At 64.6% G+C, this 24187-nt stretch carries 20 protein-coding genes, 1 tRNA gene and 2 pseudogenes; 2 read left to right on the top strand and 21 right to left on the bottom strand.

The genetic code is table 11. From position 1 onward, the window contains the following. Window positions 1-156: 156 nt before the first annotated feature. The gene (locus ACVINW_RS23550; protein WP_456753496.1) at window positions 157-1611 is read right to left on the bottom strand and encodes a short-chain fatty acid transporter; all 1455 of its coding nucleotides are present in this window, start codon (window positions 1609-1611) and stop codon (window positions 157-159) included. 51 nt (window positions 1612-1662) lie between these two features. After that, window positions 1663-5064, bottom strand: a complete 3402-nt coding sequence (locus ACVINW_RS23545; protein WP_456753495.1) for a molybdopterin-dependent oxidoreductase — start codon at window positions 5062-5064, stop codon at window positions 1663-1665. A 143-nt stretch (window positions 5065-5207) separates the two neighbouring features. Here ACVINW_RS23545 and ACVINW_RS23540 point away from each other — a divergent pair, with 143 nt between their 5' ends. Further along, window positions 5208-5885: a GntR family transcriptional regulator gene (locus ACVINW_RS23540; RefSeq protein WP_456753494.1), complete on the top strand. Its 678-nt coding sequence runs from the start codon at window positions 5208-5210 to the stop codon at window positions 5883-5885. Between the two features lie 42 nt (window positions 5886-5927). Here the strand turns inward: ACVINW_RS23540 and ACVINW_RS23535 are convergent, their stop codons facing one another. The 18 genes and pseudogenes from ACVINW_RS23535 to ACVINW_RS23450 form a co-directional block, all read right to left on the bottom strand. After that, complete coding sequence (locus ACVINW_RS23535) at window positions 5928-7088, bottom strand: acyl-CoA dehydrogenase family protein (protein ID WP_456753493.1); 1161 nt, start codon at window positions 7086-7088, stop codon at window positions 5928-5930. 127 nt (window positions 7089-7215) lie between these two features. Then, window positions 7216-7983, bottom strand: coding sequence for a crotonase/enoyl-CoA hydratase family protein (locus ACVINW_RS23530; RefSeq protein ID WP_456753492.1), 768 nt, complete (start codon window positions 7981-7983; stop codon window positions 7216-7218). A gap of 31 nt (window positions 7984-8014) precedes the next feature. After that, window positions 8015-8797: an SDR family NAD(P)-dependent oxidoreductase gene (locus ACVINW_RS23525; protein ID WP_456753491.1), complete on the bottom strand. Its 783-nt coding sequence runs from the start codon at window positions 8795-8797 to the stop codon at window positions 8015-8017. Window positions 8798-8815: 18 nt separating this feature from the next. After that, window positions 8816-10066 carry an acetyl-CoA C-acetyltransferase gene (locus ACVINW_RS23520; RefSeq protein WP_456753490.1) on the bottom strand — a complete coding sequence of 417 codons (1251 nt, stop codon included), beginning with the start codon at window positions 10064-10066 and terminating at the stop codon, window positions 8816-8818. 258 nt (window positions 10067-10324) lie between these two features. After that, window positions 10325-10588 (bottom strand): annotated as a pseudogene (locus tag ACVINW_RS23515) (helix-turn-helix domain-containing protein); the annotation flags it as partial. A gap of 619 nt (window positions 10589-11207) precedes the next feature. Further along, window positions 11208-11283 (bottom strand) — tRNA-Lys (locus tag ACVINW_RS23510). Window positions 11284-11448: 165 nt separating this feature from the next. Then, a complete protein-coding gene (locus ACVINW_RS23505; RefSeq protein ID WP_456753489.1) occupies window positions 11449-12030 on the bottom strand; it encodes a Spy/CpxP family protein refolding chaperone in 582 nt (193 codons plus the stop codon). Between the two features lie 238 nt (window positions 12031-12268). Then, a pseudogene (locus tag ACVINW_RS23500) lies at window positions 12269-13503 on the bottom strand (TRAP transporter large permease). A gap of 50 nt (window positions 13504-13553) precedes the next feature. Next, on the bottom strand, window positions 13554-14126 hold the full coding sequence (locus ACVINW_RS23495; RefSeq protein WP_456753488.1) for a TRAP transporter small permease: 573 nt from the start codon (window positions 14124-14126) through the stop codon (window positions 13554-13556). A 200-nt stretch (window positions 14127-14326) separates the two neighbouring features. Next, window positions 14327-15331: a TRAP transporter substrate-binding protein gene (locus tag ACVINW_RS23490; RefSeq protein WP_456753487.1), complete on the bottom strand. Its 1005-nt coding sequence runs from the start codon at window positions 15329-15331 to the stop codon at window positions 14327-14329. 58 nt (window positions 15332-15389) lie between these two features. Then, on the bottom strand, window positions 15390-15620 hold the full coding sequence (locus ACVINW_RS23485) for a hypothetical protein (RefSeq protein ID WP_456753486.1): 231 nt from the start codon (window positions 15618-15620) through the stop codon (window positions 15390-15392). Window positions 15621-16383: 763 nt separating this feature from the next. Further along, window positions 16384-16956, bottom strand: a complete 573-nt coding sequence (locus tag ACVINW_RS23480) for a potassium channel family protein (protein ID WP_456753485.1) — start codon at window positions 16954-16956, stop codon at window positions 16384-16386. Beyond that, window positions 16953-18056, bottom strand: coding sequence for a calcium/proton exchanger (gene cax / locus ACVINW_RS23475; RefSeq protein WP_456753484.1), 1104 nt, complete (start codon window positions 18054-18056; stop codon window positions 16953-16955). Before cax ends, ACVINW_RS23480 begins: the two co-directional genes overlap by 4 nt. Window positions 18057-18112: 56 nt before the next feature. After that, window positions 18113-19345, bottom strand: coding sequence for an HlyD family secretion protein (locus ACVINW_RS23470; RefSeq protein WP_456753483.1), 1233 nt, complete (start codon window positions 19343-19345; stop codon window positions 18113-18115). Further along, entirely contained in the window at window positions 19338-19754 is a 417-nt protein-coding gene (locus ACVINW_RS23465) for a hypothetical protein (protein ID WP_456753482.1), read from the bottom strand. The genes ACVINW_RS23470 and ACVINW_RS23465 overlap by 8 nt, the downstream gene beginning before the upstream one ends. Before the next feature lie 119 nt (window positions 19755-19873). Next, window positions 19874-20566, bottom strand: a complete 693-nt coding sequence (locus tag ACVINW_RS23460) for a glutathione S-transferase family protein (RefSeq protein WP_456753481.1) — start codon at window positions 20564-20566, stop codon at window positions 19874-19876. A 141-nt stretch (window positions 20567-20707) separates the two neighbouring features. Then, on the bottom strand, window positions 20708-21919 hold the full coding sequence (locus ACVINW_RS23455) for an ABC transporter substrate-binding protein (RefSeq protein WP_456753480.1): 1212 nt from the start codon (window positions 21917-21919) through the stop codon (window positions 20708-20710). Between the two features lie 101 nt (window positions 21920-22020). Beyond that, complete coding sequence (locus ACVINW_RS23450; RefSeq protein WP_456753479.1) at window positions 22021-22668, bottom strand: exopolysaccharide biosynthesis protein; 648 nt, start codon at window positions 22666-22668, stop codon at window positions 22021-22023. A gap of 29 nt (window positions 22669-22697) precedes the next feature. On the opposite strand from ACVINW_RS23450, the gene ACVINW_RS23445 reads away from it, so the two are divergent. Next, on the top strand, window positions 22698-23219 hold the full coding sequence (locus tag ACVINW_RS23445; RefSeq protein WP_456753478.1) for a hypothetical protein: 522 nt from the start codon (window positions 22698-22700) through the stop codon (window positions 23217-23219). A gap of 264 nt (window positions 23220-23483) precedes the next feature. Here the strand turns inward: ACVINW_RS23445 and ACVINW_RS23440 are convergent, their stop codons facing one another. Continuing rightward, window positions 23484-24185, bottom strand: a complete 702-nt coding sequence (locus ACVINW_RS23440; protein ID WP_456753477.1) for a substrate-binding domain-containing protein — start codon at window positions 24183-24185, stop codon at window positions 23484-23486. Between the last annotated feature and the right edge of the window lie 2 nt (window positions 24186-24187).

Below are 24187 nucleotides of genomic sequence, written 5' to 3'. Positions count from 1 at the left end.
TCAATGAAATGGCTGACCAAAGATCAGGGCCCGGCGCGATAGCTCATTCGCCGCGGGCCGAAAAACAGCACAGTTTTGATGATGCCGGGCGCGAACGGCATGAACTGGCGGAACGTTGGCCGGGCACCGTGCCTCGCGGTGCCCGGCCCTCACCGCTCAGGGCAGGATCGGCGGATGATAGGTGAAGGTCGCCATCAGGATCGCGGCCAGCAGCATCACGATCGGGAAGTGAATGAAGAACTGCACCGAGGTGTAGCCGATCAGATCCTTCGACTTCAGGCCGAGAATGCCGAGCAGCGGCAACATCCAGAACGGGTTGATGAAGTTCGGCAGCGTCTCGGCGATGTTGTAGACCATGACCGTCCAGCCGAGATGGGCGCCGATGTCGTTGGCCGCCTTCATGATGTAGGGCGCCTCGATGATCCACTTGCCGCCGGCCGACGGCACGAAGAAGCCGAGCAGCGCCGAATAGATTCCGACCAGAAACGAGAACACCGTCGAGTTGCTGGAGGCGCCGACGAACCAGTGCGCGATCGTGTCTGACAGCGTGGTGCCGCTGCTGTTCGGCACCTTGGTCAGGATCTGCGCGACGCCGGCATAGAACGGAAACTGCAACAGCACGCCGGAGACGCTCGGCATCGCCTTGGAGAAGGATTCGACCAGGCTGCGTGGCCGCCAATGCAATACGATGCCGAGAATCAGGAAGACGAAATTGTAGGTGTTGAGCCCCGACAGCGTGATCAGCGGATTGCCCGACTGGAACGTCTGCCACAGCCAGCCGGCGGCAAGCAGCGCGATCAGGATGGTCAGCAGCGGGCTGAATTCCAGCCAGTCGCCCGGCCGGGCCGGCTTCCTGGCTTCGATGCGGTCATCGCCGAGCGCGACACCGAGGTCTTCCGCGGTCTTGGCCTGCGCGGACGCGGGCGTCGTGAAATAGCAGATCGCGGCCGACACCACAGTGACCATCACGACGGTGACCATGTTCTGCCAGGTCAGGATGGTCTCCGAGAAGCCGATCACGCCGGTGATCGGCAGCAGCGACGCCGGGATGCTGCCGGCATTGGCCTGCAGCTGCGCGGCCGACGACGTGATGCCGAGGGTGAAGCCGCAGCCGAGCCCGAGATAACCGGCCGCGCCGGCCGCCCGATAATCGAGCCGGATATCCGTGCGCCGCGCGATCTCCCGCACCAACAGGCCGGAAAAGATCAGGCTGAGGCCCCAGTTCAGCAGCGAGAGGAAGATGCTGAGCACGCCGACGAACACCACCGCGCCGCGGCCGGTCTTCGGCACGCTCGCGAGCCGCGTCAGTACGGCCGCGACCGGCGGCGACATCGCCACGACGTAGCCGCCGATCGCGACCAGCGCCATCTGCATCGTGAACGGGATCAGATTCCAGAACCCGTCGCCGAACGCGCGGCTGACGGCGAGCGGCGAACCGCCATGCAGGATCGCGCCTGCGGCGACCGCAATCACCGCGATCAGCACGAAGACATACGCATCCGGAAACCAGCGCTCCGCAAACGCCACCAGGGCCTGCGAAAAGCGCGCGATGATGTTGTCCGCGACCGGTTTTCGTAAGTCCACGGTTTGATCGTGCGTAGCATTCGTCATCAATTGATCCCCTTCCGGCGATGCGGTTCGTCTTCAATCCTGATTGGTCATTCAAAGTGCGAGCGTCAGATCGGTCAGCGGCACGGCCTGGCAGGCGAGGCATTGGCCCTCGCTGCCATCGACGGGGCCGAGATGGGTGAATTGCCCATCGACGACCTCGACCGCACAGCTCTCGCATTGCCCGACACGGCAGCCGCTCGGCAGCGCAATGCCTGCCGCGGTCGCGGCGTCGAGCAGCGTCCCCTGCTCCGGTCCCCAGGAGAAGCTCTGCTTGCTGCTCGCAAGCCGGACAGTCCGCGGCGCAAGGTTGGTTGGCACCGAGGGCGGCGACACGAAGCTCTCGGCGAAGATGTCGAAGCGCGGCACGCCGAGCGCCGCCACGGCCGCAATCTGCGCCGTGACGAAGTCCGGCGAGCCGCAGATGTAGACCAGCGGCCGGCACGATGTCAGCGGCTTGACCTGTTCAAGGTCGAGCCGCCCCTTGCGCAGCGCATCCGACTCGATCGGATCGCCCGCGAGCGGCGCGGAAAAGAAGGTCACCCGCGTCAGTCCCGGCGTATTCGCTTCCAGCTCCGCAAGCCGCTGTGCAAACGGATGCTCGCGGCTGCTGCGGCAGCCATGCAGCAGCAGGATTTCGGCAACACGATCCTGCGGCGCGATATGTTGCAGCGTCTCGAGGTAGCCGACAAACGGCGTGATGCCGATGCCGGCTGCGAGGAAGACCAGCGGCCGCGGTCCCTTCAATGGCGGCGTGAAGGTGCCGCCCGGCGGCTCCAGCAACACCTCGTCGCCGACCGCAAGGCCATGCAGACGATCCGGCATGAAGAACGGTGCGTCGTCGCTCCATGCTTCATCAGAGAAGCGCCCCTTCACGGCGATCGACAGCGCATCAGGCAGATCGCCCGATCCGGTCAGCGAATAGGCCCGCGCCTCTGTCGTGCCGGGCAGCGAGATCATCACATGCTGGCCCGGCAGGAAATCGGGCAGCGCACCGCCGTCACGCGGCCGCAGGCTGAGAGCGATGACGTTGTCGGCCTCGGCCCGGCGCGCGGCAACCATGAAGCGCCGCTGGCCGCTCCACACGCCGCGGCTTGCCACGGCATCGCGGCTGATCTCACAGACGATCGCGCGCAGCGGGACCGAGCCGCTGACGGGATCGCGCACGTCGTCGTGCAGCACGGCGTTGATGTTCCGGGTGTGGACGCCGGCCGCAGCTGACCGATCGCGGCCGAGCGGCGGACAATCTTCCCACCAGCCGAACTCGGCGACGACGACGCGATCGTCGAGCGCCGCATTGAGCCGCACCTTCAGACGCACGGCACCACCCGGCGTCTCGACCACGGCCCAGTCGCCTTCGACCAGCCCGCGCCGCGCGGCGAGTTGCGGGCTGATCTCGACCGCCGGGTCCGGCGACTTGCGCCGCAGCGAGGCGATATGCCGATGCGAGGAGTGAACGAACCAACCGCTCTTGGCGGTGGAGAGCACCAATGGAAAGCGTTCGTCCGCCGCTGCCGTGAGCGGGCTACCAACCGGTTCGACGTGATCGGGCAAAGGATCATGCCCGTGTCCCAGCATCAGCTCTGAATAGATCTCGACCCGGCGGGTCGGCGTCGCGAAACCGGCCACCGTGCCGTCCTCTCGGGTGACGGCGTATTTTTCATTGCGGAAGGCCTGCGGGAAGCGGCGTCCTTCGGGATATTCGCGCAGATCCTCGACGCCGATGCCGAGCGGCGCGAGCTGATAATTCCAGCCGGCCTCGATGTCGCCGCCGAAGAACAAGTCGCCCATACCGAGCTTGAGCGCGAGCGCAGCCGCGATCTCGTAATCGGCCCTGACCTCGCCGACCGGCGCGACCATGCGCGGGCGAAACTGCACGGTCTCGACGGCTTCCTGGGTGATCTCGAACCCGATCTTGAGCGCATCGCGCTCCCACGGCGTGCTGGCCGGCAGCACGAAGTCGGCGCTCTCCGCGGTCGGGTTCATGAACATGTCGATATGAACCTGGAATTCCAACGCGTTCAGCGCCGCACGGTTGCGCTCCGAATGGCCCTGCGAGACCACAAAATTGGTGCCGAAAGCAACCAACGCACGCACGCGGTAAGGCTCGCCCTCGAGCACGGCCCGGCTGAAATCGCGCGCCGTGATCCAGCCCTTCGCCGGCGGACCGAGCGGCAGTTCGGCGAGGCCAAGCGCCTTGGCCTGCTGCTCCGGCGGCAGGATGTTGTAGTCGTTGAGCGGGCGTGTCGGCGGCGGCACCGGCCAGCGATTGCCGCCGGGCCGATCGCAAGCGCCGGTCAGCGCATAGAGCGCGGCGATCGCGCGCTCAATTGCGGTGGCGTTGGTGTGCTGGCCGACGCCGGTCCAGGAATGATAGGCAAGCCGCGGCCTGCTCGCGAGCAGCGCGTTGAATGCGTCGATATCAGCGACATCAAGCCAGGTCAGCTCCGCGACGCGCGCCGGCGTGTAAGGCGCGGCGCGCTCGACGAGCAGTTCGAACGCGGTTGCCGCCGATATCATCCTCCCGTCGCGTGCACGGATCGACAGCGCGCCGCGCAACCGGCCACGGCCCTCCGGCGCATAGCGCGTGTCGCAAGGCACCGGCGAGCCCGACGCATCGAAACGGACGAACGCATCAGACGTGCCATCCGGCCACAACATGTCGGCGCGCAGGAAGCGGCCAGTCGCGCGATCGACCAGCAGCGATCCGTTGGTCCATGCGTCGACGAACTCAGCATCGAAATTGCCGGTCGCGATCAGGTGGCGGATCGCGCCCATCGCAAGCGCGCCATCGGCACCGGGACGGATGCGCAGCCAGAGATCGGCCTGCTGGCCGGAGCCGTTCGGCTTGGGATCGACGACGACGACCTTGGCACCGCGCCGCCGCGCATCGGCGATTCGCGTTGCTTGCGCGAGCCAGGTGCGCGCCGGATTGTGGCCCCACAGGATGATCGCATCGGCATTGTCGTAATCGGGAAAGCCGATGCCGCGACCGAAGGTCAGCGCGTGCGCGAAGTCCTTGTGCCAGCCGCAGATCTCGACCGCGTAGATCAGGTTCGGACTGCCGAAGCCGCGGATGAAGCGCTCGACCCACTCGAAGCTGTCGACCATCGGCGTGCCGCTCGGCGTGGTGACACCGAACGCCACCGCCTCGGCGCCGCTCTCGGCGCGGATGCTGCCAAGCCGGTCGGCGATCTCGGTCAGCGCCTCGTCCCACGACACCTCGACCCAGCCGGGATCGGCAGCGTCGCGCGGGCGGGTCCGCTTGAGCGGGACGGTCAGGCGGCGCGGGCTGCCGACGATTTCCGGTGCCGCCCGGCCCTTGGCACAGAGCGCCCCACCGGTCGGGTGGTTACTTAATACCTCCACGCCGACGAGACGCCCATCCTCGACCACGGTGACAGCACCGCAGCGCGAACGACAAAGCGTGCAATAGCCGGGTAGCCGCTGTTTCACCGCTGCCTCGTGGTCAGGTCAACTCATGTGACGCATTCTTGTAATGCGTTACACATTTACGTCATACGCTACCGTCCTCGTCAAGGCTAAGTAATAATCAGGGACGAATCGGAGTTCCCGGCGAGAGGCGGCTGCGACCACCCATGGACCAGAATTTGCGCGAACAGGTGCTGCAGCGGGTGCGCGCGGAGATCATTTCCGGGCAGAGCCTTCCCGGCACGATGTATTCTGTGCCGAGTCTCGCGGCGAGCCTCGGCGTCTCCTCGACGCCGGTGCGCGAGGCGCTGCTCGAGCTCAGCCGCGGCGGCCTGGTCGAGCCGATGCGCAACCGCGGATTCAAGGTGGTGGAGCCGACGCTGACCGAGCTGCGCAATCTGTTCGATATGCGCGAGGTACTGGAGTTGCACGCCGCCGTGCTGGTCGCCGCCAATCCGCCGAAGGACCTACCGGCGGTGCGCGGCTGGGCCGATCAGATCGCGAGGGCGGTCGAGACCGACGACGTCCAGCTCTATCTCGAAGCCGACCGCAACTATCATCGCGAGTTCATCGCCGCCGCCGGCAACGAGCTCCTGACCGAGATGGTGATGGGCCTGCGCGACAAGATGCGGCTCTACGGCATCAGCTCGCGCGCCGGCCACGAGCGGCAGCAAGCCTCGGTGCCGGAGCATTACAAACTGATCGAACTCGCGCTCGCCGGCGAGACCGAGGCGCTGCCGACCCTGCTGCGCAGCCACATCCGCTCCTGGGAGCCGATCTTCGTCGATGCGTTGATGCGCTCGAAGGAGCATGCGCGCGAGCCGCTGCGGCAGGCGCGCGGCTGACGCGCGACCGGTGCTGGATAGATCGTCTGACGCGGCGACCGGCTAATCCAGAATGCTCTTGTAGTGCTCCGAGAAGACGTCGCGGCCGATGATCAGCCGCATCACTTCGGAGCTCCCCGCCAGGATCCGATTGACGCGCGCATCGGTGAACATCCGGCTGATCGGATATTCATCCATGTAGCCCGCGCCGCCGTGCAGCTGCACACCGAGGTCGAGCATCTTCCACTCGACTTCCGAGGACATCATCTTGGCCTTGGCGCCCATATTGCTGGTCAGCCGCCCCGCATTGTGCTCGGCCACGCAGTGATCGACATAGACCTGCACGAGATCGATCTCGGCATCCATCTCCGCCATGCGGAACTGGGTGTTCTGCTGCTCGGCGAGCGGCCTGCCGAACAGCTTGCGATCCATCACGTAAGCGCGCGTGATATCGAACGCCCTGCGGCCATTGGCAATCGATCCGACCGCGGAGATCAGCCGCTCCTCGGCGAGACCCTCCATGAGATAGTAGAAGCCCCTGCCCGGCTCTCCCAGCACGTTGGCCTTGGGCACCCTCACATTCTGGAAGAACAGCTCGGCGGTGTCCTGCGCCGGCATGCCCATCTTCTTCAGATTGCGGCCCCGTTCGAACCCTTCCATGCCGCGCTCGACGATCAGGAGCACCATCGCGTGCTTCTTCTCGGCGCCTGCCAGCTTGGCCGCCACGATCACGACGTCGGAATTGATGCCGTTGGAAATGTAGGTCTTCGAGCCGTTGAGCAGGAAATGATCGCCCTTGTCCTCCGCCGTCGTGCGCATGCCCGCGAGGTCCGAGCCCGCGCCCGGTTCGGTCATCGCAATCGCCAGGATGGTCTCGCCGCTGACGCATTTCGGCAGGAAGCGATCGCGCTGCTCCTCGGTGCCGAAGCGCTTGAAATAGGATCCGACCAGGCGGCTGTGCAGCGTGTTGAACCAGCCCTTGCAGCCGGCACGCGCGGTCTCCTCGATGATGATCTGCTCGTAGCGGAAGTCCTCGTCGCCCATTCCGCCATACTTCTCTTCAGGCCAGATCATCAGGAAGCCGAGGTCGCCGGCCTTCTTGAACGCGCTGCGGTCGACGATGCCGGCCTCCCGCCACTCCTCCATATGGGGCGTGATCTCGCTCGCAAGGAACTTGCGGTAGGAGTCGCGGAAGATGACCTGATCTTCGGTAAAGCTGCGCATTATTCACCCAATAGCGCTCTCACGTGATTTGGAAGCCGGCCGGCGAGCGGCGGGGCACTCGCAAAAAATGGAGCGCCGGTTCTGCTGCAATCAAAACCGGCGCTCCGTCATCGAAACAGTCGCTGCCTTACTTGCCCTTCCAGTTCGGCGCGCGCTTTTCCGCGAAGGCCGCCGCGCCCTCGCGGGCATCCTCCGAGACGAAGACCGGACCGACGATCTCCTGCTGCCTCGTCCACATCTGGTCTTCCGGCCAGAGCCGGGATTCGACGACCACCTGCTTGGAGGCCCTGACTGCGAGCGGGCCGTTGGCACCGATCGCGGCCGCAAGCTCGAGCGCGGCGTCGAGCGCCGGGCCATCGGTCACGCGGTTGATGATGCCGAGTTGGTGAGCACGCTCGGCACCGAAGAATTCGCCCGTCAGTGCGAACTCCATCGCCACACGGACCGGCATCTGCCGCGGCATGCGGATCAGGCCACCGGCCGCAGCCGCCAGCCCGCGCTTCACCTCGGGGATGCCGAACTTGGCATTGCGGTTGGCGACGATCATGTCGCACGACAGCGCGATCTCCATCCCGCCGGCGAGCGCGTAGCCGTCGACCGCCGCGATCAGCGGCTTCTTCGGCGGCGCCTCGGTGAGGCCGGCGAAGCCGCGGCCGGGGATCGACGGCCGCTCGCCCTTCAAAAACCCCTTGAGGTCCATGCCCGAGCAGAACGTGCCGCCCGCACCGGCGATGATGCCGACGCTCAGCGCATCATCGGCATCGAGCCGGTCTATCGCCGCAGCGACGCCCTTGGAGAGTGCGAGGTTGGCTGCGTTCTTGGCTTCCGGCCGGTTCAGCGTGATGATCAGGATCGGTCCGCGGACTTCAGTGAGGACCGGAGCTTCTTCGGACATCGCTTTCGCCTCCTGTTACGCGCGCGGACGCCTATCGCGGAGCCATGCGGATGGCGCCGTCGAGGCGGACGTCTTCACCGTTGAAATAGCCGTTGGTGATCATGGTCAGCGCCAGATGCGCATATTCCTCCGGCATGCCGAGACGCTTCGGGAACGGCACCGACGCGCTGAGCGCGGCCTTGACGTTCTCCGGCGCGCCCTGCAGCAGCGGCGTGTTGAAAATGCCCGGCAGGATGGTGTTGACGCGGATGCCCTCAGCCATCAAATCGCGCGCGATCGGCAGGGTCATGCCGACGACGCCGGCCTTGGAGGCCGAATACGCCGCCTGCCCCATCTGGCCGTCCTCGGCCGCGACCGAAGCGGTGTTCACGACCGCACCGCGCTCGCCGTGCTCCAGCGGAGACAGCGACAGCATGCCCTGCGCCGACTTGGCGATGCAGCGGAAGGTGCCGACCAGGTTGATCTGGATGATGCGGTTGAAGGCGTCGATCGGGAAGTGCGTCGGCTCACCGGTCTTCTTGTCGCGGCCGGCGGTCTTCACCGCATTGCCGGTGCCGGCGCAGTTCACCAGGATGCGTTCCTGGCCGTGTGCCGCGCGGGCCTTGGCGAAGCCCGCATCGACCAGCTCGTCGGAGGTGACGTCGACCTTGCAGAACACGCCGCCGATTTCCCTGGCGATGGCTTCGCCCTTGTCTTCGTTGAAGTCGAAGATCGCGACCTTGACGCCTTGCGCGGCGAGCGCCCGCGCGGTGGCTGCGCCGAGGCCGGACGCGCCGCCGGTGACGACGGCGGCGACTGATGAATCGAGTTTCATGGCAGTGTCCTTTCGCGATCAGATGCGTTCGATGATGATGGCCGGCGCCATGCCGCCGGCGGCGCACATGGTGACGAGACCATAGCGACCGCCGCTGCGCTCGAGCTCGTCGAGCGCGGTGCCGATCAGGATCGATCCGGTTGCGCCGATCGGGTGGCCGAGCGCGATCGAGCCGCCGTTGATGTTGACCTTCTCGCGATCCAGCTCGAGGTCGCGGATGAACTTCTCGGCGACAACCGCGAACGCCTCGTTGATCTCCCAGACGTCGATGTCGTCCTTGGTCAGGCCGGCCTTGGCGAGAACCTTCTTGGCCGCCGGAACCGGCGCGTTGAGCATCAAGGTCGGATCGTCACCCTGGTTGGCATAGGCCACGATGCGGCCGCGCGGCTTGAGGCCGTGCTTCTCGGCATATTCCTTCGACGTGATCAGCACCGCGGCTGCGCCATCCACCACACCCGAGCTGTTGCCGGCATGATGCACGCCCTTCCACTCGAGGCCCGGGTAACGGCGCTGGATCTGCTTCCTGAAGGTCACGCCGTTGCCGAGATCGAAATCGGCAAGCTGCTCGAAGCTCGGCTTCAGCGACGCCAGGCCTTCGGCGGTGGTCTCGGGGCGCGGGAATTCCTCCCGATTGAGGGCGACGCTGCCGTCGTCGTTGAGCACGGGGATCACCGACTTGGCGAAGCGGCCTTCATCGATCGCCCGCTTGGCGCGCTGCTGGCTCGTCAGCGCCAGCGCATCGCAGGCCTCTCGGCTGATCCCCTCGCGCGTCGCGATGGCGTCGCCGCACACGCCCTGGTGCGACTGCGGGTGGATCTCGTCGAGCGCCGGATTGCCCGAACCCATCATCCGCGCCGGCTGTCCCGCCTTGGAGCGCTCGGCGGCGAGGGTCTGCTGATAGCTCATCATCTCGGTGCCGCCGGCGATGACGCAATCTTCCATCCCCGACATGACCGAGGCTGCCGCGAGGTTCACCGAGGTGATGCCGCCGCCGCAGAAGCGATCCAGCGTCGTGCCGCTCGCGTTGATGTCGTAGCCGGCCGCGAGCGCCGACATGCGTCCGAGATCGCCGCCCTGCTTGCCTTCCTGGGTCGAGGTCGACCAGATGATGTCGTCGACGGTCGAGGTATCGAGCTTGTTGCGCTCCTTGAGCGCGCCGAGCACGGTCGCGGCCAGCTGCTGCGGATGCAGGTGCGACAGCGCGCCCTTGCCCGGCTTGCCGATGCCGCGCGGCGTGCGCACCGCGTCGATGATGTATGCCTCAGACATGCGTTTCCCCTTGCTTTGGATGCTTCGTTGCTGTGAGCCCGTGCCGATGCCGATGGCCGCTTCCGCTGCGCCGCCTGCCCGGAACGAGCCGGGATGTCAGCGGTGTGGCGTCACCGCAAGCGGCTCGGCGACCGCGCTGCGCTGATCGTCGAAATAGTCGAAGCGCGAATTGATCCCCCGCAGCATCGATGATTGCGCGTTGTCGCGCTGCCGCTCGTCGGCACAGTCGGGCTTGTCCGCAAACAGCGGAGCGCCGGGCGCGGCGGCGTGCGGACCCAGCGCATATTTCTGCTCCTGCGGCAGATAGATCAACTGGCCGATCTGGGTCAGCGTCAGCGTCAGACGGGAGACCGTCGATCGCGGCAGACCGCAGCGATCGGCGATGTCACGATTGCCGAGGCGTATGCTTCGACCTTCGAAGCAACGCACGATGTCGAATGCGCGCGACACCACCTGGATCACGCGCCGGTTGTCCGTGCCGGCGGCATCTTGCGCCATCAGTACCTCAGATCGACGTCCCATCGTTTACGCCTCACTCCTCATGTTTTCGTACGGGTGAACGAAGCCCACTCTGCTTGCCGCAGAGGGCGTTGATCCGCGCCGGCGGTCGTGTAGTGCCGGGCCGTGCATGCGCGACAAAGCTTGTGGCCTGCTGGACGAGGCCGTTGTCGGCCTGTTCGAGACCGGTCCGCGTGGACGCGGTCAATGCCTGGTCTCCTGGACAAACGACGCCGCGCCCGAGCGGGGCAAGCAGCTTCGAATGTCTTTGGCCGGCCAGCATCAGGCGGATTCTTTCCCTAGGGTTTTGGACCTTAATTAATTGATTAATTAGCCGAGTGATTAAAGTGGGCGCTTCGCCCTGTCAACCGCGCTCGCCGCAGGGCCCCCCGCGCTGGGATGATGACAGCTCGCGCACCGCTCAAGCGAGCGGGGCAGATTTACGGGATTGCGGATCCGTTCGTGGCGAACTTCATCCCGCTGCCGAATGGTGGTCGGGCGGAACGGCCGACGCCAATCCGCAGCAAGCGCATGCGGCCTGATCGGGAAATGTGGAAGCCAACAAAAGCAGCCAGGGTGTCCGAACAGACGCGACTGCTGGCCGGCGTGGCCGATACGAGGGCGAACCTAAGCTTTGAAAGCTTGGTGGGCGCACCAGGGCTCGAACCTGGGACCCGCTGATTAAGAGTCAGCTGCTCTACCAACTGAGCTATGCGCCCGGAACTTGTCCGGAAATGACCCTCGCAAGAGAGGCCGTCGTTTAGCAAAGCGATTCCGCGATGTCCAGCAAGCTGGCGCAAGTTTTCCCGACTTTTACCAAGCCGAAAGGCCGCCGGATTCCGGCGGCCTTTCATGGGCTTGGCGATGCTGTTCGCGGCCAATGCTCAGAGCCGGCCGGAGCGCTCCTGGTCCGGACCGTCGTCGCGGTCGAAATGATGGTCGCGGCCGCCGCGCTCCCAGCGATCCATGCCACGCTCGAGGCGGTGGCGGCGCCAGCCCTCGGCACCGAAACCGCGGCCTTCCATGTGGGTGAGCATGGTCAGGCGCCGCTTCTGGTTGTCGTCGAGCGTCTTGTAGAGCGGGTCGGCGGCATCGGCGATCTTCTTCAGCGAAGTAGCGGTCGCCGCCATGTTGTCGGCGCGCTCGCGCAGACGCGCAACCGGATCATCGGGCTTCTGCGCCTTGTCGGCATCGGCCTTTTCCGCGGCCATCCGCGCATTGGCGCGATCGAGCCGCATCTTGGCGAACTCGCGGACCGCGGTCTCGACCGGCGGCCACAGCTTCTCCTGATCAGCGTTGAGCTTCAGCCCGGCGTGCACCGCAGCGATGCGCGCATCGAGGAATGCGGCCCGGTCCTCCGGGCTCATCCGTGTCTGGCCATGAAACCAGGGGCGATGCTGGGCATAGACCGCAGTCGAGCCGGCTATCGAGAGTGCCGCGAGACCGGCGAGCAGAACTTTCTTCATCCAAACCTCCTTTGAAGTTTCCCTGAGGATGATGCTGCCCGGTGCCGCCTTCAACTTACGGATTGGACAGAGAGAGCTTTCTTGCCAAGATGTAATCCGTTCCATTGCCCATCAGAAACATCCAGCGCGCGAGCTCGCGCGTTGGATTTCTTGTTTGTTTTTGCGCATGATCTCCGCGCAAACGCTCCGCGTTTGTCGCGAGGGAAACCGCTTCTCATTTTTCCGGATCATGCGCGCGTCAAATCATTCCCAACAACCGCGGCAGCCACAGCGAGATCTCCGGCACGTAGGTGATCAGGCCGAGGAACACCAGCATCGCGCACAGCCACGGCAAGACAGAGATCGTGATCTCGCTGATGCCCATCTTGGCGATACTGCTCGCGATGTAGAGATTGAGTCCGACCGGCGGATGGCACAGCCCGACCTCGGTGTTGACGATCATCAGGATGCCCAGATGCACCGGATGCACGCCGAGCTTGGTCGCCAACGGAAACAGGATCGGCGCCATGATCAAGAGGATCGATGACGGATCCATCACGTTGCCGGCGAGCAGCAGGATGATGTTGACGACGAGCAGGAACATCCAGACCGAGAAGTTCTTGTCGATGATCCAGGCCGCCATCTCCTGCGGGATCTGCTCATGCGTCATCAGGAACGAGAACAGCACCGCGTTGGTGATGATGTAGAGCAGCATCGAGCTCATGCTCGCCGCCTGCAGCAGCACCTTCGGTACTTCGGAGAGCTTCAGCTCCTTGTAGACGAACACGGTGATGAAGAAGGCATAGGTCGCGGCGACCGCGGCGGCCTCGGTCGGCGTGAAGATGCCGCCATAGATGCCGCCGAGCACGATCGCGATCAGCAGAAGGCCCCAGATGCTCTCACGGAACGCCGTGAACTGCTGGCCGATGGTGGCGCGCGGCATCTTCGGGTAGCCGTTGCGCTGCGCGACGAAGAAGGTCACCGCGGCCAGCATCAGCGCGAGCAGCACGCCCGGCACGATGCCGGCCATGAACAGCGCACCGATCGAGGTGTTGGTCGAGACGCCGTACAGCACCAGGATGATCGAGGGCGGCACCAGGATGCCGAGCGCGCCCGAGGTCGAGATCACGCCGACGCCGAACCGCTTCGGATAGCCGTGATCGACCATCGCCGGCATCATGATCGAGCCGATCGCGACCACGGTTGCAACGCTCGAACCCGAGATCGCCGCGAACATCGCGCAGGCCGCGACGCCGGCCAAGCCAAGGCCGCCGGGGGCAGATGCCCGACCAATGATGTCGTGAACGCGATCATGCGCCGCGCGACGCCGCCGCGGGTCAGGAAGGTGCCCGCCAGGATGAAGAACGGGATCGCCATGATGCCGAAATTGTCGAGGCCGGAAAACAGCTTCAGCCCGACGCTCTCGATCGGCACCTCGGTCATCGTGAACAGGAAGGTCAGCACGGTCAGGCCGAGCGAAATCGAGATCGGCATGCCCGTCAGCATCAGGGCAAACAGCAGTCCGAAAATCAATGCGGCGCTCATCACGCTTCTCCAAGCGCGACGGGCGCGGTCTTGCTGGTTTCGACGCCGTCGACATGGGAGGCGTCATGGTGCGGCAGCTCGCCGGTCTTCCAGTAGGTCCAGCACACCTGCAGGAAGCGGAAGCACATCAGATAGGAGCCGAGCGGGATGCAGGCGTAGACGATCCAGCTCGGGATCTCCATGTCGGGTGACACCTGGTCGGTGTGCATCAGCTCGAACACGAACTTGGCGCCCATGGTGCCGACGATCGCGGTGAACAGCGCGCCGCCGAGCAGGCCGAAGGTGATGGTGCGCTTGCGCCAGAAATCATTGAGGCGGTTGATCAGCACGTCGACGCCGACATGGATGCCGGTGCGCACGCCGTAGGCGGCGCCGAACTTCGCCATCCAGATGAACATGTAGATGCACAGTTCCTGCGACCAGGCGAGGTTGATGCCGAACAAATACGGATAGAGCACGGGCACGTCGACCAGGAAGCGATGCACCACCGTGACGAAGGTCAGGAGCGTCGCGGCCCCCATCAGGCTCGCGATGATGATTTCCTCGAGCCGGTCCAGAATCTTCAGCAGCATTGATCTCCCCTGTCATGGCCGCCCCCCGCGGCCAGAGCGTTGTCTCCCTCACCCCGTTCTTACGGGGAGAGGGTTAGGGTGAGGGGCTTCTTCCTCGCGCACGTTGATAGTTGCGCTGGCGGAGACTCCCCCTCACCCGGAATTCAAGCTGCGCTTGAATTCCGACCTCTCCCCGCAAGCGGGGCGAGGTAAGGCACGCCTCAGTTCATCGGGCTGCGGCCCGTTTCCTTGAGGAATTCGTCGATCAGCGGCTGACCGACCCGCGAAGCGACGTCCTTGTAGACCGGCATCATCGCCTTGCGCATCGCCTCGTCCTGCTCGGGGGTGAGCGAGATGATCTCGGTCTTGCCGGCCTTCTTGATTTCGGCGAGCGCGTCGTCGTTTTCCTTGGCGGACTGGTTGTTGCCGAACTCGGTGGCTTCCTTCATCGCCTTGGAGAGCTCGTCGCGGATATCGGCCGGCAGGCCGTCCCAGAACTTCTTGTTTACGACCACGACGTAGCCGATGTAGCCGTGATTGGTGACGGTGGCGTACTTCTGCACCTCATGCATTTTCTGGGTGTAGATGTTCGACCAGGTGTTCTCCTGGCCGTCGACCACGCCGGTCTGCAGCGCCTGGTAGACGTCGGAGAACGCCATCACCTGCGGGATCGCGCCGAGCGCGCGGAACTGGGCCTCCAGCACCTTCGACGACTGGATGCGGAATTTGAGCCCCTTGTAGTCTGCAGGCGCGACCAGCTTCTTGTTCGCGCTCATCTGCTTGAAGCCGTTGTCCCAGTAGGCGAGACCGGTCATGCCCTTGGAATCCAGCTTCTTGAGCAACTGGGCGCCGAGCGGGCCGTCGGTCACCTTGCGCAGCGATTTCAGGTCCGGGAGGATGTAGGGCAGATCGAAGACTTCGAATTCCTTGATGCCGATCGGACCGAACTTCGAGTTCGACGGCGCCAGCATCTGGACCGCGCCGAGCTGGAGCGCCTCGAGCTCTTCCTTGTCCTTGTAAAGCGTCGAGTTCGGGTAGACCTCGACCTTCACCTTGCCGCCGGTGTACTTCTCGGCCAGTTCCTTGAACTTGTCGGCCGCCTTGCCCTTCGGCGTGTCCGAGGCCACCACGTGGCTGAATTTGAGAACGATCGGCGCCTGCGCCGAGGCCGGTCCGACAAAGCTCAAAGCTGCGATCGACGCCGCCGCCAATATGAATCTACGCATGTTTCCTCCCGCGTATTGCGGAGCACGAATTCCGGCCCCGAGACATCCGGCCGCACCATTACAGAGAAGCCACGACGATTGCCATTGCCCCTTTAGCAGGGGCTATTTGCGCCGTTGCTGCACTGCAAAATCCGATGCGACGGTATTCCTTTCGGCTCTTGCGACCGTTCAATGACACCGCCCGCACGCTGTGCCCGGCCATGGCGATGCGGTCAATGCGGGTTTCGGCAATGGCGGATTCGCCGGGCGCGAATGCTGGTACCGCAGGATTGCTGGGATAGGTGACCATCGCCAAGCACGCGGTGTCATCACTCGCGAAAGCGGGTGATCCAGTATTCCAGAGACGGCAGTACTTGAGTCGAGAGGCCGCGGCGTACTGGATCGCCCGGTCCCGTCTTCGCCAAGGCTTCGACGGGGCTTGCGGTCTTGGGCTCGCCGAAGCTTCAGCGGAGGCGGCGAGCCGGGCGATGACAGTTGTAGATGAGGATATAGCTTCGCATTCTCGCGACATGAATTGTCCGAGCTTTGCTCTTTCGTTCCGCCCTCTCCGTTGGTGAGGGCGCAGGGAAAGCCGGGTGCCGATCGCACCCATGGGCCCCGAGCAATGGGGTAGAAAGCTCGGGGGTAGGACCACAGGTGTAACCGGAGCAATCCGGCTTTCCCTGCGCGATGGCTTACGGCTTATACGTGCTCTCCCCGGCGAGACTTGGCTTTGTTGTCACCGTCTTCACAACGCGCATTGCGCAATCGGAAGAGACACCTACCACTAGGGCGTCAGGCCTGCACGATTTCGCCGTCCGCCTCATGCGCGTTCGTCAACTGCGCATTCGGCGTCCACCGCATCTCGACCCGCGTTCGTGACGACCGCGAAGCGCCCCTCGATCGGGCGAGACGCGCAGACCATACACTGAGTTGCGCTTCGGATAAAGCGAAATATTTTTGCCGCGGGCACTTGACGCGTTTCGCTGATTTGCCCGTCGTGTCCAATCGGCAACAGCTCTGCCGGCGGCGACATCAGCAACGGGCCAGGCGCGAAACCGGTCGCCGCCGAGTCACCCTTCCCGCCTGCGCCCGGCGAGCCCTGCGAAGATGGAAAAGAACAGCACGTTGTAGAGGACACCAAACATGATTTGCACGCACACAGCCGTCTTGGCCCAGCCCGATTTGGGAAAGATGTCGCCGTACCCCGTGCTCGTCATCGTCACGATGCTGAAGTAGAGCGCGTTGCCGAGAGTGAGCTGGGCGGAGAAAGCGTCGGTGTCGCGACGAACGATAACCGTATAGATCACGGCAAAGCAGAATGCCGCCAGGGCGTAGGCTGCCGTCACCCGAAGCAGGATTCTCCAGACCGGTGTCTGGTCGAGGTAGTGAACGCTGTCAGGGCCGTAGATGCCCTGCAGCGTCTTGACGATGCGCCAGGCCAGATAGAGCCAGATCGCGAATACGCCCGCCTTGGCGACGCCCCCCACCGACGCCGTGACGGCGTTTTCAGGCAGCAGATGCGGCACCGCGGCTTCGACCAGCAGTCCGAAAACGCTGCAGGCAAACACCACCGGAACGACAAGCCGGACCCATCCGCCTGTCAGGTCTCCCCGGCCCACCGCGTTGTCCGGCTGCCCGCTCATGAACGCGCGGCGCCCGGCGGAAGCGCATAAAGCGTCATCGCGAATATCGCATAGATCAACAACAGCATGACGCCGACGAACCATGCGGAGCGGCCACCGCTTGTGATGAAGCCGCAGGTAATGGTCGCTAACAGCACCATCGCCACCGCACCCGGCCAGAACTGCAAGTCCATTGGCGCAGGACCGATGACATAGCTGAGGATCACCAGCACCGGCGCCACAAACAGAGCAATCTGGGACGCGCTGCCGAGCGCGATGCCGACACTCATGTCGAGCCGGTTCTTGCCGGCCGCCGAAAATGCCACGGCCATTTCTGCGGCTCCTCCGACGAGCGAGACAACAATGAAGCCGATGAAGGCCGGGCTCATCCCCAGGGCCTGTCCTGCGCTCTGTACGGATCCGACGAATATCTCGCTGACCAGGGCGACCAGCACGGTGACAGCGACAAGCGTACCGACCGCGAGCCGGATCGGCCAGTTCGCTTCATGCTCCGGGTCGCCATGGTCCTCTGACGCAAATAGACCCTTGTGCGTCCGCAGCGAAAATAGCAAACCAAGTCCATAGGCAACGATCAACAGAAGCGCGAGGCCAAGGCTAAGCTTCCTGGTCACCGCATCACCTTGCGCCAGCTCGCGTTCGGCGATTGCCGCTGGAGCGAACAGCGCGATCGAGGCCAGCAGCAGCAAGGCCGCCTGCAGCCGCGCGCCGGCACGATTGAATTCCTGGATCGGGTAGCGCAATCCCCCGAGCAGAAAGCAGCCGCCCAGCATGAAGAGCGAATTGGTGACGATGGCGCCGACGATCGACGCCTTCACCAGCAGATACTCGCCCGCATGAAGCGCTGCCAGGGCAATGATCAGTTCGGTCAAATTTCCCAATGTCGCGTTGAGCAACCCGCCGATCGCATCGCCGGTTCTGGCCGCGACGCTCTCGGTGGCGTGACTGAGCAGCGCGGCCAGCGGCACGATCGCCAGCACCGCCAGCACGAAGAGTGCGGTATGTGCGGAGGGGGCCACGAGTTCTGCCGCCAGTACGGCAGGAACGAAGATCAGCATCCAGAGCAGTGGGCTGCGGCGAATTTCATCGAGCAAAGGAGCCATTATCCGTCCCCCGCATGAAACAAACTTCCGGGCGGCCGGTAGCCGCCATGGCAAACTCAGTGGCCGCTCAGCACCAGTGTCTTGACCGGCAGCAGCAAGGCCTGGATGCGCAGCAGCAGCGCGTGCACCAGCCCGGTCGCGTCGACGACATGCAAGGCGAAGCCCTTGAGCGCGCCGGTCTTCGGATCGGCGATCACGTCGTGGTTGCTGGTGTAGGCGTTGACGATGCAACTGGAGCCCGGCGTGACGCCTTCGAGGCCGCCGGCATAGAGCGGCTCCAGGAATGTCAGGATCGAACCCGGCTGGCGCAGCGCTTGCGGATCGATCAGTTGCTCGCCGGAGCGGAATTGACCGGCGGCGATGTAGTCCTGCACGCCGGTGACGACGAGCGGAATGATCACCCAGGGCTTCGAGATGCAGGTCGCCTCGGCGATCATGCCGGGCTTCATGACCTGGGCCTCGATCTGGCCAAAGCCGGCCTGTAGCACGCTCCGGCCGGCGCCCTCGGGGATCAAGATGCCGGCCGGGCGCATCATCTGATTGACGACGTCGCCGGTCCGCAAGGTGAATTGCTCGACCCGCCCGTCGACGCCGGCGCGAATATAGGTCTTGTCGAGATCGACCTGCGCCTCCGCCATCGCGGCCTCGGCGCTCGCCTTCTCGGCGGGCAGCAGCGTGGAGACGCGCAGCGCCGCGGTCTCCCGCGCCGCGCTCGCAGCGTCGATGCCCGCCTGTCTTTGATCGACGGCGACCTGCAGCTTCTCGATGTCGCGCTGCGGCACGATGCCGGGATTGCGGCGCTGCAATTCGCTCTTGCTGTCCAGCTCGTCCTTGGCCTGCTGCCAGTGCGACCGGGCCTCGCCGACCTGGGCCTCGGCCTTGACCACATCGGCCCGCGCGCTGGTCAGCGACGCGTCGACCTCGGCGACTTTGCGCTTCGCGGATTCCAGCGCGGCCTGCTGCTTCGAATGATCGAGCCTGAACAGGACATCGCCCATCTTCACGGGGGCGCTGTAGCCGACATTCACTTCGGCGACTCGGCCGGCCACTTCAGGCAGGATCGGCACGGTGCGGAAGTAGATCGCCGCCGAATTGGTGGAGGGATGGTAGTAGAAGATCATGGTGATCAGCGCGATCGTCAGCATCAGGCAGCCGGTGATGCCCCATCTGAGCTCGTGCCACACGGAAAAGAAGGTGATCTCCTTACCGAAGCGCTTGCCCTGCCGGTAGCGGCGATAGAGATAGTCCGGCAGGATCGTGAACAGGGAGCACAGCAGAAGCTCAAGCATGGCCCTGTCCCTCCTCTGCGGCGGAGCTTGCATCCGGCTCCGATAGCGGCGCGGGCCGCGGCGGCGTGGCGTCGGCAATCCGCTCCACCGATCCCGCGATCGTGCGCAGCGGCGTGCTGAAATCCGGCAGGTCGATCATCGCGAGCAGCAAGCCGGCGATCCAGAAGACGTGCATATGGGTGAACAGCGAGATCAGGCCGAGCACGGCAACGATCTCGAACTGCAGCTTCTGCGACTTGTGCGCCATCCGCTCAGGCAGGCTGTGCAGCTTCCAGTACAGCGTGCCCACATACAGGATGGTCGCGACCAGGAAGATGCCCATCACCACCATCAGGGTGTCGGCGCCGTCGGGACCCGGAACGAAGAACGGCAGATGGTGCGGTGCCGCCGGATGCATTTGTCCGCTCACGACCGTCCTCCCTGCGCGCAGAGCGCGGGCCCTTTGCATGGCCCTCTGGAGGCATGGTTCCCTAATGTCGGCGCTTTATCAAGAACCGTAGTTCCACGGATAGGACAGTCGCGCCTGGATCAAAGGGCGAGGGCCGCATGGATGGCACGGCAATGTCGTGCCAGGGCATCATGCGAGACCACGAATGTCTTCAGCGGCGTTGCGATGTCGTAGAAATAGATGTTGGCAATGAATCCATAAATGCCGGCGTCGATCGAGGTCGGTTTGTCGCCATGCAGATAGCCTTGCGCCGGAATCAGGCTCGCGAGGGCCGCGAGATCGGCGAGCCCGCGGGCCATCGCGGCGTCGGGCGCAAAGCGGCCGATGCCTTGATAGTAGTAGCGCTGGGCGTTGAACGCCTTGGCCTTCATCAGGCCGTCGTCGGTGAGATCAGGATGCTCGCGCTTGAGCGCATCGCGGAACTGGGGCCAGTAGCGCTCGTCCTGCCAGCGCGAATAGGACATCACCCAATAGAGATCGTCGAGCGTACGGGTGACGAGGAGATTGGTCGTGCGTTGTGCCGGCGTCAGCGCCGCGTCCAGTGTCACGCGATATTTTTCGGTGACATAGGCGAAGATGGTCTCGCTGTCGCCGACGGTGTCATCGCCGTCGACGATATAGGGCAGTTGCTGGCGCGGCGCCTTGGAGGCATCGAAAATGTGCTCGTGCCGGAACGGCACACCCGCGAGCCTCAGAAAGGCGAACACCTTCAGCCCATAGCCATTGTTGTCGGCGACGCCGAACAATGGCGGATAGGAATAGAGCGTGAGCATGGCGGCTCCGTCGCGTTCAAGCCGGCAACAGGCTACCTCAAGATTGATCGGCTGGAAATGTCAGCCGGGTACGCCCGGGTCGGGACGCAGCCGGTTGGTGGCTGCGCCCCGATATGCCGACCGGCACGGCCGGCGCTCACCTTACCGCGACGCGGTGCTGATGTTCTCGCCGAAGAACTTCCAGGTCTTGCCGTCGAACTTCGCGAGCTTGAAGGTGTCGAAGGTCGAATAGTCGGTCGGCGACACCGAGACCGTGATGCCGGGCAGCAGCAACGGCAGCGAGACCTTGCTGAGGTTGGTTGCCTGCTTCAGCAGGTTCTCGCGCGTCAGCTCGTCGCCGCAGTTCTTCAGGATGATCGCGGTGAACTGCGCCGAGAGATAGCCGATCTGGTTGCTGCCATCGATCGGATTGCCTTCGGGATACCATTGCTTCATGAAGGCGAGATAGTCCTGCACGCCCTTGTCGGTATCCCACGCCGGGTCGCCGACCACCTTGGTGGCGAGCGCCGTCATCAGGCCGGTGGACGCTTCGAGGCCGGCAGGCTCGAGCACGCCGCCGATCGAGCTCGCGACCGAGACGATGAAGTGCGTCGGCTTCCAGCCGAGATCGGCCACCTTGCGGATCGCCTGCGCGCCGAACTTCGGCGTCGTGATCGTCATCAGCACGTCGGCGCCCGCGGCCTTCAGATTGACGATCTGGGAATCAATCGTGGGATCGGTCACCTCGTAGCTGAGCTCCTTGACGATGAGACCGGCCTTCTCGCCCAGCGCCTCCTTGAAGCCCTTCAGATAGTCCTTGCCGAAATCGTCATTCTGATAGATCACGCCGACCTTCGCGTTCGGCAGCTCCTTGAGGATGTACTTGCCATAGATCTTCGCTTCCTGCGCATAGGGCGGATAGAACGGCGTGGTCCAGGGAAACTCCTTCGGATCATTCCACTTCGAGGCCCCGGTGGAGATCAGGAGATGCGGGATCTTCTTGCCGTTCAGATATTTTTGGATCGACGAATTGGTCGGCGTGCCCAGTGAACCGATATCGGCAAGGATCTCATCCTGCTCGACGAGCTTGCGCGTCTGCTCCACCGTCTTCGGCGGGCTGTAGCCGTCGTCCATGCTCAACAGCGTGATCTTGCGGCCGTTGATGCCGCCTTGGCTGTTGATCATCTTCCAGTAGGCGGCTTCGGCCCTGCCCTGCGTGCCGTAGGCCGAGGCCGGACCGCTGTAGGGCATGGTCTGCCCGATCTTGATTTCGGTATCGCTGGCGCCGGGATCGTATTTCTTGTCGGCGGCGAGCAGCGCCGAGGTGGAAACAAGGCTGAGCGCGGCGATCGCCGCGAGCGTGATGCAACGCATGTGTTCTCCCCATTCGCGCCGCTGTTTGCCGCGGCGTCGGGCGAGATAATGATCATGCCCGCAGGGGATGTCGACCCCTTAAGTCCGGACTGCCCTCGCCCTCACAGCCCCGTCCAAGCCATCACGGCGGTGAACGAGGCCCAGAGCGTCCATCCGAGCCCGGCCAGGGAAATCAGCGCAGCCGCCATCGCAACCGCCAGCAGCAGGCCGTCCTCCTGCAGATATGCGATCGCGATCAGCACGACCACCATTCCGGGAATGACGTTGACCAGGGGCAGCGGCCAGCCGGCCGAAAAGGCCAGCAGAAAGACCACCAGCCCGACGAGGCGGTCGATCACGTCGCGGCGCGCATCCCAGCGCGGCCGGCTGATCCGCTCGATCGCCTGCAGCATCGGGCGGACAAACACGGTGAACCGCTTGAAGCGCTTGAAGTCGAACTGCCGCTTCGAGATGAAACGCGGAAACGACGGCGCGCTGTGGCCAAGCATCATCTCGACCGCCGGAAACAGCAGCGCCAGCGTCGCAATGGTCGCGACGCCGGGAATGATCACCAAGAGCCCAAGCAGCAGCAGGAGCAGGCCGAACGACCGCTTGTCCAGATTGCCGAGGAGCCATTCGAGGTCGACGGGGCCGTCCGGTGCTTGAGCGACGAGTTCCTCAAGAAGCTGGGACGTGTGCGTGGGCGCCAATGGGGCTCCGGACGAAAGGGACATGGACGCCAAAGTGGTCAGACTCGGCGTCGATTGCAACCGTCGCCGAAGCAGACTAGGAAGCATGGGTGACCCACGATTCCGATCAGGCATGGCACAGCCATGCGCCATCAAGTCCGGATCCTGCCGCGCGCCGCCGCTGGCCGTGGTTCCTGTTGATCGTCGTCATTCTGGCGCTTGCGGGCGCAGGCGGCGTCTACGCCTGGCCGCAAATCGCACCGCTGGTACCCTCGCTCGGCAACGCCGCGGCCGGCGACAAGGCGGCGGCCGACAAGGAGGCGCTGCCGGATCTGCTCGCCGCCCAGCAGAAGCTCGAGGATGACGTCGGTGCGCTCGGCAAGTCGGTGGCCGACCAACAGGAGCAGTTGAAAGCGATCACCGACCAACTGGCGGCCCTGACGTCGAAGGTCGACGCGCTGCAGCGTCCCGCCCCGGCTCCCGTGCCGCCACCGGCCGCGGCCGAACAACCGCATGCACCCGTGGCGCAAGCAGCCCCGAAGCCGCGCAAGCCGCCGGTTCGGGCGCCAAAGCCGTCAGGTCCGATTTCGACCGGCGGCGCGCCGCTGAGCGCGGCACCGAGCAACAACTGAGCCGCAAGTCTCCGTCAGGGTGACGGAATTGACTTACTCAGCTTGCTCAGTGGCATCACTCGCGCATGCGGGTGATCCAGTATTCCAGAGACGGCTGTGCTTGGCCGATAAGCCGCGGCGCACTGGGTCGCCCGGTCCCGTCTCCGCCAAGGCTTCGACGAGGCCACAGGTGCCTGGCACGCCGAAGCTTTAGCGGAGGCGGCGAGCCGGGCGACGACAACAGGGGATGAGGACAAAGCTTCACATCTTCTCAGCAGCGGCAGGTCAGCCGCGTGCCGGCTCCATGCCCGCCCGCTTGATGGCGGCAAGCAAGCGATCGCTGTCCGACGACAGAAAATCGATCAGCCGCTTGGCCGCTTCCGGCGCTTTGGCGTCGTTGACAATGGCGGCCGTGAAGGTCTGGACCAGCTGGAGGTCGGCAGGCAGCAGGCCGACCAATTCGATGCCGCTCTCCTGAACCAGTTCGCTGGTCGGCCCGATCGAGCAATTTGCCCTGCCTGCCCGCAGCGCTTCGGCCGCCTCGGTACCGCGCGCCTCGAGGGTGAGCCGCACCGTGTCCGGCAAGTTCAGCTTCGGCAAGATTTTGTCGCGAACGATGGTGCTGCTCGGCGCCACTATTCGGCCCGCGTCGATCAAGGCGTTCCTGAGCGCGAGGTCACTGCTGATATCAGGCTTGCGATCGCCGGTGCGAACCGCGGCGGCCAGCGGCGCCGTCGCCAGCCCGGCGTCGGACCCCGGACGAATCCGACCGTCTTCGATCAGCGCGCGAAGTCCCTCGCGCGAAAGGATCACCACATCCGCTTGGGTGCCATGCGCAAGCTGGTGCCGGATGGTCTTCGGACCGATCCCCTCCGACGCGCCGGAGCCGGTTTCCACCTTGATGCCGGTGCTTCGCTCGAACTCGGGCAGCACCTCCCGGTAGACCGCAGCAAAGCCGCCGGAGATGATGACCTTGAGCGTCGTCAATG

It is taken from the genome of Bradyrhizobium sp. USDA 4461, assembly GCF_054055655.1.
Note: the sequence above shows the minus strand (reverse complement) of the source record. Positions and strands in the feature narration are given on the sequence as shown.